A 12,638-nucleotide genomic window follows, 5' to 3' on the forward strand; every position below is an offset into this window, starting at 1 on the left:
CGCGTCCCCCGAGGAGCAGGAACAGCTGGAGCCCCATGTGGGGCCCGTTCCCACCGGCGATCCGGAATTCCGTCCTTATCACCATCCCGCTGCCGGATGGGGCGCCGCGAAGAGCGTGACCCGGTTCCTGACGCGTGAGCGTGCGCTGGTGGACGGGCCGCGGGCGATCATGCGGATGAACCACGAGAAAACCGGCTTCGACTGTCCCGGATGCGCGTGGCCCGACGACACCAAGGGCCTGCACCTCGATATCTGCGAGAACGGAATCAAGCACGTCACGTGGGAGATGACGCCCAAGCGGGTCGGGCGCAAATTCTTCGCCGCGCACTCGGTGACCGCGCTGTCCGGGTGGAGCGACTACGACCTGGAAAACCAGGGCCGTCTGACCGAACCGATGGTGTACGACCCCGACTCGGACCACTACGTCCCGATCAGCTGGAAGGACGCATTCGAGGTCGTCGGCGGTGCGCTGCGCGGCCTGGACAATCCGGATCAGGCTTCGTTCTACACCTCCGGCCGCCTCGGCAACGAGGCCACTTTTCTCTACCAGTTGATGGCCCGCGAGCTGGGCACGAACAACCTGCCCGACTGCTCCAACATGTGCCACGAGGCCAGCGGCCGCGCTCTGAAGGCGTCCCTGGGAACCGGCAAGGGGACCGTCGACCTCAAGGACTGGGAAAGCGCGGACGCGCTGTTCATCCTGGGGGTCAACGCCGCATCCAACGCGCCCAGGATGCTCACCGCCCTTGCGGAGGCCCATCGACGCGGCGCGCAGATCGTGCACATCAATCCGCTGGTCGAGGCGGCCGCCACCCGCACCATCGTCCCGCATGACTTCACGGACATGGCCCTCTTCAAGCCGACCCGGACCAGCACCCTGAACCTTCAGCCGCGCATCGGCGGCGACATGGCGCTCCTGCGCGGCATGGCCAAGGCGATCCTGGAGCAGTCCGCCACCGACCCCAAGGCCCTGGACCGGGAGTTCATCGACCGTCACACGGCCGGTTTCGATGAGTACCGGGCCCTGTGCGAGGCCACGTCATGGGAGGAGATCGAGAGCCAGTCAGCGGTCGGCCGCGAGGACATCCTCACAGCGGCGCGTGTGTACGGCGAGGCCGACCGCAGCATCGTCAGCTGGTGCCTGGGCCTGACCCAGCACGAACACGGCGTCGACACCGTCCGGGAGATCGTCAACGTCCTGCTGCTGCGCGGCAATCTGGGACGTGAGGGAGCCGGCCCCTCTCCGGTGCGCGGGCACAGCAACGTCCAGGGCAACCGCACCTGCGGCATCGATCACCGCCCCACCGACGCGTTCCTGGACCGCCTGGCCGAGGTCTGCAAGATCGAGCCGCCGCGTGCGCACGGCCTGGACACCGTCGGCGCCATCCAGGCGATGCACCGCGGCGAGGTGAAGGTGTTCGTCGGCATGGGCGGCAACTTCGCCCTCGCGGCGCCCGACACCCCCTACACCTACGGGGCCCTGCGCAACTGCGACCTCACCGTCCAGGTCAGCACCAAGCTCAACCGCAGCCATCTCGTCCACGGCCGCCGGGCCCTGATCCTGCCGTGCCTCGGCCGTACCGAGAAGGACCATCAGCGCAAAGGTGTGCAGAGCACGTCCGTCGAGGACTCGATGAGCATGGTCCACCTGTCCATCGGCATGAAGCGCCCCGCCTCACCGCACCTGCTGTCCGAGCCCGCCATCGTCGCCGGCATGGCCCGCGCGGCCCTGCCCGACAGCCCCACTCCCTGGGAGTGGTACATCGAGGACTACGACCGCATCCGGGACACCATGGCCCAAGCCCTCGACGGATTCGAGGACTTCAACCGCCGCGTGCGCCTGCCGCTCGGCTTCCGCATCAAGCAGCCCGCCCGCGAGCTGGTCTTCCTCACCCCGTCCGGACGCGCCGAGTTCTCCACCGCGCCGCTGCCCGACATCGTTCCCGCCCCCGGCACCCTCGCCCTGGCCACCATGCGGTCCCACGACCAGTGGAACACCACCATCTACTCCGACAACGACCGCTACCGCGGCATCAAGAACCTGCGCACGCTCGTCTTCATGAACCGCGACGACATGGGCGAACGCGGTATCACCGAGCTGGGCCCCGTCGACATCACCAGCACCGCCAAGGACGGCAGCAGGCGCCACCTCAACGGCTTCCTCGCCATCCCCTACGACATCCCCCGCGGCTGCGCGGCCGGCTACATGCCCGAGATGAACGTCCTGTGCGCACTCGGCGACTACAGCACGCAGAGCGATCAGCCGATCATGAAGCACGTCAAGGTCACCGTCGAGGCCGCGGTGTGAGGGGCTATGGCTGCTGTCGGGGTCGGGGGCGGGGCTTCCGGATCGAGCGGCGGGCCAGAGATGCCACCGGCCTGCCTGCGGCCAGGAATCCGTCACTTTCCGGGCAGGTCCAGGACCTCCACGGCGGCCCCTGCGAGCACGCCGCCGGGCGGGACCACCGCCAGGCCGTCGGCGAACGCCAGCCCGCGCAGCATCGCAGGACCGTCGAACGGGAGCGGCGCGACGCCGTGTTCCCCGCGGAGCACCGGCAGCAGGCGGGAGTCCCGCGGGTGCCCCGGAAGCGCGGCGCCGACGGTCGTGCGGCGTGGCTCCGCGTCCGGGTGTCCGCCGAGGCGCCGCAGCAGCGGCGCGGCCAGGGTCACCGTGCCGGCCACGGCGGCCAGCGGGTTGCCGGGCAGGCCGACCAGCCGACGGGTCCTTCCGTCGGCGGCCGGCGGCAGCTCGGCCAGCAGCATGGGGTGGCCGGGCCGTACGGCTACGGAGTCGACCAGCAGCCGGGCGCCCGCCGCGGCGAGGGTGTCGTGCAGGAAGTCCACCGGTCCTGCGGCCGTGCTGCCGGTGGTGACCACGACATCGGCGGCCGAGTGGCGTACGGCCTCCCTCAGCAGTCCCGAGTCGTCCGCCACCGGGCGGCAACTGATCACGTCAGCGCCGCAGTGGTGCAGCCAGGGCGGCAGCAGCGGCCCGAGTGCGTCGCGGACCCGCCCGCCCCGCGGCAGGCCGGACGCCAGCAACTCGTCGCCGAGTACGAGCAGTTCCACGGTCGGGCGACGGTGCACGACGAGCCGGTCGTAGCCGGCCGCTGCCGCCAGGCCCAGCACCGCCGGGGTCACGGTGGTGCCGGCGGGAAGCAGCGGCTCGCCCGCGTCGCATTCCTGGCCGCGCGGCCGGATGTCGCGGCCCGAAGGCACCGGGCCCGGCTCGGCGGAGCGGTGGTGCAGCGTGCCGTTCCGGGCGTCGGCCTGCCCGCGCTCACGGCGCAGTACGGCAGTCGCGCCCGTCGGCAGCCTGGCGCCGGTGGCAATGGGCACGGCGGTGCCGTCGCGCAGCGGCTCGGGCCGCTCGCCGGCCAGGACGGTGGCGCCTCGCACCCGCCACGGCCCCGGTCCTGCCACGGCCCAGCCGTCCATCGCGGACGTGTCGAACGGCGGCAGATCGGTGAGCGCCGTCAACGGTGCGGCGAGCGCCTGGCCGAGCGCGTCGGCCAGGGAGCGGGCGACGGCAGGCAGCGGCTGTCCGGCGCAGCCGCGGGCGGCCGACCTGGCCTGTTCCCACGTCGTGGCGGGGCCTGCTGCCTGCCGCCCCGCCAGGGCCTCCTGTCGGGGTGCGCCGTCCAGGGTGCTCGTGCGTGCCGTCATCATGCGGTCGCCGAGCCGTTCTCGTGCTCGGCCGCCCAGCGTTCGGCCAGCGCCGCCACCTTGCGGTTCGCCTCGGCGACCGCCGTGGGTCCGCCGCCCGCCTGCGCGGCGGCACAGCCGACCAGAAATGAGGTCAGCGGAGCGGCGGGGCGTGCCACACCGTGGGCGACCACCTTGGTCATGTCGAGCAGCTCCGCGACGTCGACATCGAGGTCAACACCCAGTTCGGCCTTGACCGCTTCGATCCATTCACGCATCTGGCTCACCTTGTGTTCGGTCGGGGGCGGGTCTTGTCTTCGAGGCTTGTCGTCGGGTCTTGTCGTCGGCCCACGTCTTCGGGGCTCGGCTTCGGGGCTCGGCTTCGGTTCCGGAGGGTGCGGGGCCGACCGTCGCGGACGTACGGCGAACGGCGAACGGCGAACCGTGACGGGGCATCAGCCGCCGATGGCCGACATCGGGCGTTCCGGGCGGCGGAATTCCGGGCTGTTGATGGCGTGGCCGGGGCCCTTGCCCGCGACCGACGTCCGCCAGGCCGTCTCCAGTGCCGCGTCGTCGGCGCCGCCGCGGAGCAGGGCCCGCAGGTCGGACTCCCCGGTGGCGAAGAGGCAGTTGCGCAGCTGGCCGTCCGCGGTCAGCCGCACCCGGTCGCAACCGCCGCAGAACGGGCGGGTGACGCTGGCGATGACGCCCACCACGGCATCCGTGCCGGCGATCCGCCACTCCTCCGCGGGCGCGTGGTCCTGCCGCCCGACCGGAACGAGCGCGAAGCGTTCACCGAGTCGGTCCAGGATCTCCGCTGCGGTGACCATACGGCCGCGGTCCCAGGCACCTTGCGCGTCGAGCGGCATCGACTCGATGAACCGCATCCGGTAGCCGTGCTCCGCGGCGAAGGCGGCCAGCTCGGCGATCTCGTCGTCGTTGACGCCCCGCACCGGGACCGCGTTGACCTTGACGGGGGCCAGGCCCGCGTCCCGCGCGGCGCTCAGTCCCGCGAGTACGTCGGTGATCCGGTCGCGCCGGGTGATCTCGGCGTACCGCTCGGGGCGCAGCGTGTCCAGGCTGACGTTGACCCGGCTGAGACCGGCCGCGCGCAGGGCGGCGGCGCTGCGCGCCAGACCGATGCCGTTGGTGGTGAGCGACAGTTCCGGGGCCGGGTCCAGGGCGGAGAGGCGGACGATCAGGCCGGGCAGGCCGCGGCGCAGCAGCGGCTCGCCGCCGGTCAGCCTGACCTCGGTGATCCCCAGGCGCTGGGTGCCGATGCGGACCAGGCGCACGACCTCGTCGTCGGTGAGCACCGCGGCACGGGGCAGCCAGTCCAGACCTTCGGCCGGCATGCAGTACGTGCACCGCAGGTTGCACCGGTCGGTGAGAGAGACCCGCAAGTCCGTGTGGATCCGGCCGAAGCGGTCCGTGAGCGGGAGCGGGGCGCCGGGACGTCGCTCGGTGGGGTGGTGCCGGGGCGGCCCGGTCCCGGCGGGATCGGCGCTGTGGTCGGGGTGCGGTCGGGGCATGGGGGCTGCCTTCTTCCTCTGCCCGGGGGCAGTCATGCGGTGCGAGATCGCCGGCGGCGGTGAAATGCCGTCGCCCTGCGGCATACGGACGAGAGGGTGCACCCGTCGCGCGCCCGGATTCCCGGACGCGCCCACTGCTTTCTTTTCGACCGCCGGCATCGAATTACTCGCTCATCGGTCCACCGGTCCATCAATCACCATCGGAGAATTTGCGGAAGAAGTCAAAGAGGGGGTCTCGATTGCGTGATCGGTGGGAGTTGTCCGGACGTGCGGACGTCGTGCGGGCGGGCTCCGGGACCGTGCGTGTCCAGGCGGCACACGCCTCGTCGGACCGGCGGCGGAAGACGATCGGCGAATCGATAAGCCGCACCTATCGCGTCATCGAAAACACCTCTTTGACTTCTCCCCACGAGTTGCCGGAAGCTGCTCTCGCAGCAGGTTCCGGATATTCGCAGGCAGTGCAGGGGAATATCCGGCGCACGATTTCCGGCTCGTCAAGAGGGAAAGCGGGCTGCCGTTTTCCGGGCCGAGGTGTCCTTCACGCGACGGAGTCTTCCGATACTCGCCGCCGACCGGACCTGTCCGCACAGGTGCATGGCAGAAAGAGGCAGACCAGATCATGAGCAGCAACGAGGACCCGCGCGACGACCTGTCGGTCACCCCGCCCAAGACCTGGGCGACCGGTCTTCCCGCGGTGACGCACGCGCTGGAGTACTCGCTGGGCCAGACATCGGTGCGGCGCACCGCGCTGACCCTGCTGAACATCAATCAGGCCAAGGGCATCGACTGTCCGGGCTGTGCCTGGCCCGAGCCGGCACCGGGCAAGCGGCACATGAACGAGTACTGCGAGAACGGCGCCAAGCACATCAACGACGAGGCCACCTCGCGCCGCGTCACCGCCGACTTCTTCCGTGAGCATTCGATCGCCGAGCTGGACGGCAAGTCGGACTACTGGCTCAACCAGCAGGGCCGACTGACCGAGCCGATGGTCAAGCGGCCCGGCGCGACCCACTACGAGCCGATCGGCTGGGATGAGGCGTTCGGCCTGCTCGCCCGGGAACTCAAGGCACTGGCCTCCCCCGACGAAGCCCTCTTCTACGTCTCCGGCCGGCTGAACAACGAGGCCGCCTTCCTGCTCCAGCTCTTCGCCCGCGCGTACGGCACCAACAACCTGCCGGACTGCTCCAACTTGTGCCACGAGTCCAGCGGACGCGCGATGCAGGAGACCCTGGGCACCGGCAAGGGCAGCGTCTCGCTGGACGACATCCACCACTCCGACCTGATCTTCGTCGTCGGGCAGAACCCGGGCACCAACCACCCGCGGATGCTGTCGGCGCTGGAGGAGACCAAGCGCAACGGCGGGCAGGTCGTCGCGGTCAACACGCTGCCCGAGGCCGGGCTGATGCGTTTCAAGCACCCGCAGAAGCCGCGCGGGGTGATCGGCCGCGGCACGACGATCGCCGACCAGTTCCTGCACATCCGGGCCGGCGGCGACCTCGCCCTGTTCCAGGCCCTGAACCTGATGCTGCTCGAAGCCGAGGACGCCGCACCGGGCACCGTGCTCGACCACGACTTCATCCGGACCCACACCACCGGTTTCGCCGACTTCGCCGAGCACACGCGGAAGGTCTCCTGGGAGCACATCCTCGAAGCGACCGGGCTGTCCCGTGAGGAGATCCAGGCCGTTCACGACCGGGTCCTGCAGAGCCGGAAGGTGATCGTGTGCTGGGCGATGGGGCTCACCCAGCACAAGCACGGCGTTCCCACCATCCGTGAAGTCGTCAACTTCCTGATGCTGCGCGGCAACATCGGCAGGCCGGGCGCCGGCGTGTGCCCGGTGCGCGGTCACAGCAACGTCCAGGGCGACCGCACCATGGGGGTGTGGGAGCAGATGCCGCAGCGGTTCCTGGACGCCCTGGAGCGCGAGTTCGGCTTCACCCCGCCCACCCGTCACGGCCTGGACGCGGTGAACGGCATCCGCGCCATGCACGAGGACCGCGCCAAGGTCTTCCTCGGCGTCGCCGGCAACTTCGTACGGGCCACCCCGGACAGCGCGGTCACCGAGGAGGCGATGCGCAAGTGCCGGCTCACCGCGCACATATCGACCAAGCTCAACCGGTCCCACACCGTCTGCGGCGACACCGCCCTCATCCTTCCCACCCTGGGCCGCAGCGACCGGGACGTCCAGGCAACCGGCGAGCAGTTCATCACCGTCGAGGACTCGATGAGCGAGGTGCACGCCTCCCGGGGGAAGCTGCCGCCCGCCTCCCCTGACCTGCTGAGCGAGGTGGCGATCATCAGCCGGCTGGCCCGCACGACCCTGGGGTCGACGCCGCCGCTCCCCTGGGAGGACTTCGAGGCCGATTACGGCACCGTCCGCGACCGCATTTCCCGTGTCGTGCCGGGCTTCGATGACTTCAACAGCAGGGTGGCCGAGCCCGGCGGCTTCCGGCTGCCCAACCCGGTCAACTCGGGGGTCTTCCCCACCCCGAGCGGCAAGGCCGTCTTCACCTGCAACGCGTTCACCATGCCGGATGTCCCCAAGGGGCATCTGCTGCTGCAGACCCTGCGCTCGCACGACCAGTGGAACACCATCCCGTACGCCCCGAACGACCGCTATCGCGGCATCCACAACGCCCGCCGTGTCGTGCTCGTCAACCCCGCCGACCTGGCGGCCCTCGACATCGCCGACCGCGACGAGGTGGACCTGGTGAGCATCTGGCGGGACGGGACGGAGCGCCGCGCGGAGAACTTCCGGGTCGTCGGCTACCCCACCAGCCCCGGCTCCGCGGCGTCCTACTACCCCGAGACCAACGTCCTGGTGCCGCTGGACAGCGTCGCCGACTTCAGCAACTGCCCCACGTCCAAGGGAGTTGTGGTCCGCCTGGAGCCCGCCCGCACCCCCGGCTGAACCGGCACGCAGCGCCCGCCGGACCCGCCCGACCGCATCGCACCGCCGGAGCACGGCTCCGGGAAGACCGGGAAGACCGGGAAGAGGAGCCACATCATGGGACGCGTGACCGCACGGCGGAGGGTGCTGCGACTGCGCGACGGGGTGTCCTCGCAGCGGCCGGACACGCTGGCCGTCGAGGAGCCGATGGAGATCCGGGTCGGCGGCCGTCCGCTCACGGTGACCATGCGCACCCCGGGCGACGACTTCGACCTCGCGGCCGGATTCCTGGTCAGCGAGGGCGTGGTGCACGCTGCCGATGACGTGGCCGGGATCCGCTACTGCGCGGGCGCCACGGGAGGGGGCACCTCCCGCTCGAACGAAGCCGGGAGTGGGGGAGGCGGCAACAGCTACAACGTGGTGGACGTCGTCCTGGCGCCGGGCGTGGCAGCCCCCGACGCGTCGCTTGAGCGGAACTTCTACACCACGTCCTCGTGCGGACTGTGCGGCAAGGCGAGTCTGGACGCGGTGCGTACCTCGACGGCGTGGTCCGTCGCCGATGACCCGCTGCGCATCGGCCCGGAGTTGCTGACGGCCCTTCCCGACCGGCTGCGGGCCGCCCAGCGGGTGTTCGACAGCACCGGCGGCCTGCACGCGGCCGGCCTCTTCACGGCCGACGGTGACATGCTCTGCCTGCGTGAGGACGTCGGCCGGCACAACGCCGTGGACAAGGTCGTCGGCCACGCCCTGCGGTCGGGACTGCTACCGCTGCGCGGGGCGGTGCTGATGGTGAGCGGCCGGGCCTCCTTCGAACTGGTGCAGAAGGCGCTGATGGCCGGAATCCCGATGCTGGCAGCCGTCTCCGCCCCGTCCTCGCTCGCCGCGGACCTGGCCGCGGAAGGCGGGCTGACCCTGGTCGGCTTCCTGCGCGGCACCTCGATGAACGTCTACACCGGCGCCGAGCGCCTGCAAGAGCTGCCCGTGGCCCGACCGCGGCGGGCGGCCCCGATTGGCTTTCCGACGGGGTGTCGGGTAGACCCATGACGTGCTGTTTCGCCAACTCGAATACCTCGTGGCCCTCTCCCGGGAGCGCCACTTCGCCCGCGCCGCCCAAGCCTGCTACGTCTCCCAGCCCGCGCTCTCGGAGGCGATCCGCAAGCTGGAGGACGAGCTGGACGTGCCGCTGGTCCGGCGCGGCCGCAAGTACGAGGGCCTCACACCCGAGGGCGAACGCATCGTGGTGTGGGCGCAGCGCATCCTGGCCGACCGCGACGCACTCAAGGACGAGGTCGGCGCCCTGCGCTCCGGGCTGAGCGGCAGAATCCGGATCGGCACGGTCCCGACCGCGTCCGGCGCCGTGTCCCTGCTGACCGGCCCGTTCTGCGCGGAGCATCCGCTGGTCACCGTGGAGGTGATAGCGGACCTCCAGTCGCAGGACATTCTCCGGCAGCTGCAGAATTTCGAGATCGACGCCGGAATCACCTATCTGCACAAGGGACTTCCGGAGAATTTCCAGGCGGTTCCGCTGTATCGGGAGCGGTACGTGCTGCTGATCACGGCCGCCGACGGCGTGGCTCATCGGACGACGGCCACCTGGGCGGATGCCTCGCGGCTGCCGCTGTGCCTGCTGACCGAAGTCATGCAGGGGCGCCGGGTGCTGGACGAGCTGTTCGCCGAGGCAGGGCTGCACCCGTCGCCTCGGGTCGAGACCGATTCGGTGGCCGCCCTGTTCGCCCATGTGCGGACGGGCCGGTGGGCGAGCATCGTGCCGCACGCCTGGCTGCACGTGTTCGGCGTCCCGTACGGCATGCGGGCGGTGCCGATGGTCGAGCCCGACCGGTCCGTGCCCGTGGGTCTGGTGACCACCGCACGGGAGCCGGTATCGGTCATGGCCCGCGCCCTGGTGGAAACCGCCCGGCACACCGACATCATCGCCGCCCTGGAACGCCTCCCCGGGGATCCCGCGTCCCAGTAGACGCCGCCTGACCGGCCGGCACCTCGCGGGTGCGCCTACTGATCCGCCTCGTCGGAGTCGTTCTTGCGTACGGTGCAGTGGAGCGAGTCGTGCACCACGTCGGCGACGATGGTATCTCCGGGGTCCGCCTCGCCGCTGAGCAGGAGTGAGGAAATGCGGTTGTCCAGCTCGGTCTGAATCGTGCGCCGCAGCGGACGGGCACCGAATTCCGGCTGGTGGCCGTGGGCGACGAGCAGCTTCTTGGCGGCGTCCGTGACGTCCAGCTTCAGGCCCTGTGCATGCACCCGGCGCTTGCTCTGGTCCAGAAGATGGTCCACGATCCGCGACAGGTCGTCCTCGGTGAGGCGGTGGAAGATGATGGTGTCGTCGATGCGGTTGAGGAATTCGGGCAGGAACCGCGCCCGCAGGTCTTCCATCAATTCGCCCTTGATCTCGGACACATTGCCTTGGTGCGCGAGAATACGGTGCGCGCCGATGTTGGACGTCATGATGACGACACAGTGGCGGAAGTCGACGGTACGGCCCTGGGCGTCCGTGAGACGTCCGTCATCGAGGATCTGCAGCAGCGTGTTGAAGACGTCGGGGTGGCCCTTTTCCACCTCGTCGAAAAGCACCACACTGTAGGGCTGCCGGCGGATCTTCTCCGTGAGCTGGCCGGCTTCTTCGTAGCCGACGTATCCCGGAGGGGCACCGACGAGCCGGGCGACGGTGTGCTTCTCCTGGAACTCGCTCATGTCGAAACGGATCATGTGATTCTCGTCGCCGAACAGCAACTCGGCGAGTGTCTTGGCGAGTTCGGTCTTGCCGACACCGGTGGGGCCCAGGAAGAGGAACGAGCCCACCGGGCGGTTCGGGTCGCCCATGCCCGCGCGGTTACGGCGTACGGCCATCGAGACGGCGGTGACCGCTTCGTCCTGGCCGACGATCCTGGCGTGCATCTCCTCTTCGAGATGGAGCAGCTTTTCTTTTTCGCTTGCGGTGAGTTGGGAGACCGGGATTCCCGTGCGGCGGGAAATGACATCGGCGATATCGGCGGCGGTGACGGAAACGACGCCCTCGCGCCGTTCCTCGATCCCTGCGAGTTCGCCTTCCAGTTCGGCGATCTGCCGCTTGACCTGTGACGCCTTCTCGAAGTCCTCACCGGCCACGGCATGCTCCTGCTCACGCCGCAGTTTGGCGATGCGGTCCTCACGGCTGACGACCTCGGTGGAACGGCCGGCACTGCGCAGGCGCACGCGGGCGCCCGCCTGGTCCATCACGTCGATGGCCTTGTCGGGCAGGAATCGATCGCTGATGTACCGGTCGGACAGCTCAGCCGCGGCCGCCAACGCGCCATCCGCGAAACGGACCTGGTGGTGGGCTTCGTATGCGTCCCGCAGCCCTTCCAGGATCTGCACCGTTTCCTCGACGGTCGGCTCCGGAATCAGTACGGGCTGGAAGCGACGCTCAAGGGCGGCGTCCTTCTCGATGTGCTTGCGGTATTCGTCGATGGTCGTCGCGCCCACGACGTGCAGCTCTCCGCGCGCAAGCGCGGGCTTGAGCATGTTCCCCGCGTCCATCGCGCCCTCGCCGGTCGCCCCCGCGCCCACGACCGTATGGAGTTCATCGATGAACAGAATGATGTCGCCGCCGGCTGCCTGAACGTCCTCGATGACCTTCTTCAGGCGTTCCTCGAACTGTCCCCGGTACTGTGCGCCGGCCACCATTCCCGAGAGGTCGAGGGCGACAACTCTCTTGTCCTTCAATGTTTCCGGGACTTCGCCCGCCACGATGCGCTGAGCCAATCCCTCGACGATGGCGGTCTTCCCGACGCCGGGCTCGCCGATGAGTACGGGGTTGTTCTTGGAACGCCGCGAGAGGATTTCGACGGTCTGCTCGATCTCCTCGGCCCGCCCCACCACAGGGTCGAGCTTGCCGGCCTTCGCTTCTTCCGTCAGATCCCGCCCGTACTCGTCCAAGGTCGTGGACGGCTTCTTCCCACCGGCCGACATCCCGTCCGGGCCTGACGCCTGCTCCGCGAGGCCCGCCACCTTCTCCCGATCCAGGCCCTCCGCGCGCAGCAGCCGGGCAGCGCCGGTGTCACCGTCGCCCAACAGCGCACCGAGAATGTGCTCGGGCCCGATGTACGAAACCCCGGATTCCTGGGAATGGGCATAGGCAGCTGCGAGTGTGCGCTTGGCCGCCGGTGTGAGTCCCGGTTCCGCGGACGGCTCACCGGATTCCCGCGGAAGGACCTCAGCGACTTCCGACGCGAGCGTATCGGGGTTCACGCCCACCTGCGAGAGCAATTTCCGTGCCGGCTCGACCTTCGTTGCCGCCCAGAGCAGGTGCTCCGTATCGAGATCGGAGGTTCCGTCCTCAACCGCTCTTTGAGCCGCCAGGTTGAGGAGTTCCTTCGACGAATCCGTCAAGAGCCGCCCGATGGGCACGCGTTGGACGGCCGGCGGCGACGATGCCGGTGACATTCCGAAGAACCGGTTCAACAAGTCGCTGAAGGGGTCATTCGGGCCGAACCCTGAACCGAAGGACATCGACATGGCAGCTCCTGATGCCGAGGGTGTCCCTCCCACTCAAGCGCGATGTCCACTGCTCTGCA

Annotated in this window: 7 protein-coding genes and 1 pseudogene; 4 read left to right on the forward strand and 4 right to left on the reverse strand. The window is 69.7% G+C overall.

The window, feature by feature from the left end:
• The first annotated feature begins 25 nt into the window (after nt 1-25).
• Nucleotides 26-2,308: an FdhF/YdeP family oxidoreductase gene (locus tag LIU39_RS01905; RefSeq protein WP_372463787.1), complete on the forward strand. Its 2,283-nt coding sequence runs from the start codon at nt 26-28 to the stop codon at nt 2,306-2,308.
• A 92-nt stretch (nt 2,309-2,400) separates the two neighbouring features.
• Here LIU39_RS01905 and LIU39_RS01910 read toward each other — a convergent pair whose 3' ends face one another.
• From LIU39_RS01910 to moaA, 3 genes and pseudogenes are all read right to left on the reverse strand, one after another.
• The gene (locus LIU39_RS01910) at nt 2,401-3,666 is read right to left on the reverse strand and encodes a molybdopterin molybdotransferase MoeA (protein WP_227043831.1); all 1,266 of its coding nucleotides are present in this window, start codon (nt 3,664-3,666) and stop codon (nt 2,401-2,403) included.
• Nucleotides 3,666-3,923, reverse strand: a pseudogene (locus LIU39_RS01915) (DUF6457 domain-containing protein); the annotation flags it as partial. The pseudogene LIU39_RS01915 and the gene LIU39_RS01910, both read right to left, overlap by 1 nt.
• 177 nt (nt 3,924-4,100) lie before the next feature.
• Nucleotides 4,101-5,177: a GTP 3',8-cyclase MoaA gene (gene moaA, locus LIU39_RS01920; RefSeq protein WP_227043833.1), complete on the reverse strand. Its 1,077-nt coding sequence runs from the start codon at nt 5,175-5,177 to the stop codon at nt 4,101-4,103.
• 619 nt (nt 5,178-5,796) lie between these two features.
• On the opposite strand from moaA, the gene LIU39_RS01925 reads away from it, so the two are divergent.
• The 3 genes from LIU39_RS01925 (at nt 5,797) to LIU39_RS01935 (ending at nt 10,042) form a co-directional block, all read left to right on the forward strand.
• Nucleotides 5,797-8,088 (forward strand): FdhF/YdeP family oxidoreductase, encoded by a 2,292-nt coding sequence (locus LIU39_RS01925; RefSeq protein WP_227043836.1) that lies wholly within the window; start codon nt 5,797-5,799, stop codon nt 8,086-8,088.
• 96 nt (nt 8,089-8,184) lie between these two features.
• Nucleotides 8,185-9,111 (forward strand): formate dehydrogenase accessory sulfurtransferase FdhD, encoded by a 927-nt coding sequence (gene fdhD / locus LIU39_RS01930; RefSeq protein ID WP_227043837.1) that lies wholly within the window; start codon nt 8,185-8,187, stop codon nt 9,109-9,111.
• Between the two features lies 1 nt (nt 9,112).
• A complete protein-coding gene (locus LIU39_RS01935; RefSeq protein WP_227043839.1) occupies nt 9,113-10,042 on the forward strand; it encodes a LysR family transcriptional regulator in 930 nt (309 codons plus the stop codon).
• A gap of 35 nt (nt 10,043-10,077) precedes the next feature.
• On the opposite strand, the gene LIU39_RS01940 is transcribed toward LIU39_RS01935, so the two are convergent.
• Nucleotides 10,078-12,579 carry an ATP-dependent Clp protease ATP-binding subunit gene (locus LIU39_RS01940; RefSeq protein ID WP_227043841.1) on the reverse strand — a complete coding sequence of 834 codons (2,502 nt, stop codon included), beginning with the start codon at nt 12,577-12,579 and terminating at the stop codon, nt 10,078-10,080.
• Nucleotides 12,580-12,638: the final 59 nt, after the last annotated feature.

Source organism: Streptomyces pinistramenti (assembly GCF_020564935.1).
Lineage (GTDB): Bacteria > Actinomycetota > Actinomycetes > Streptomycetales > Streptomycetaceae > Streptomyces > Streptomyces pinistramenti.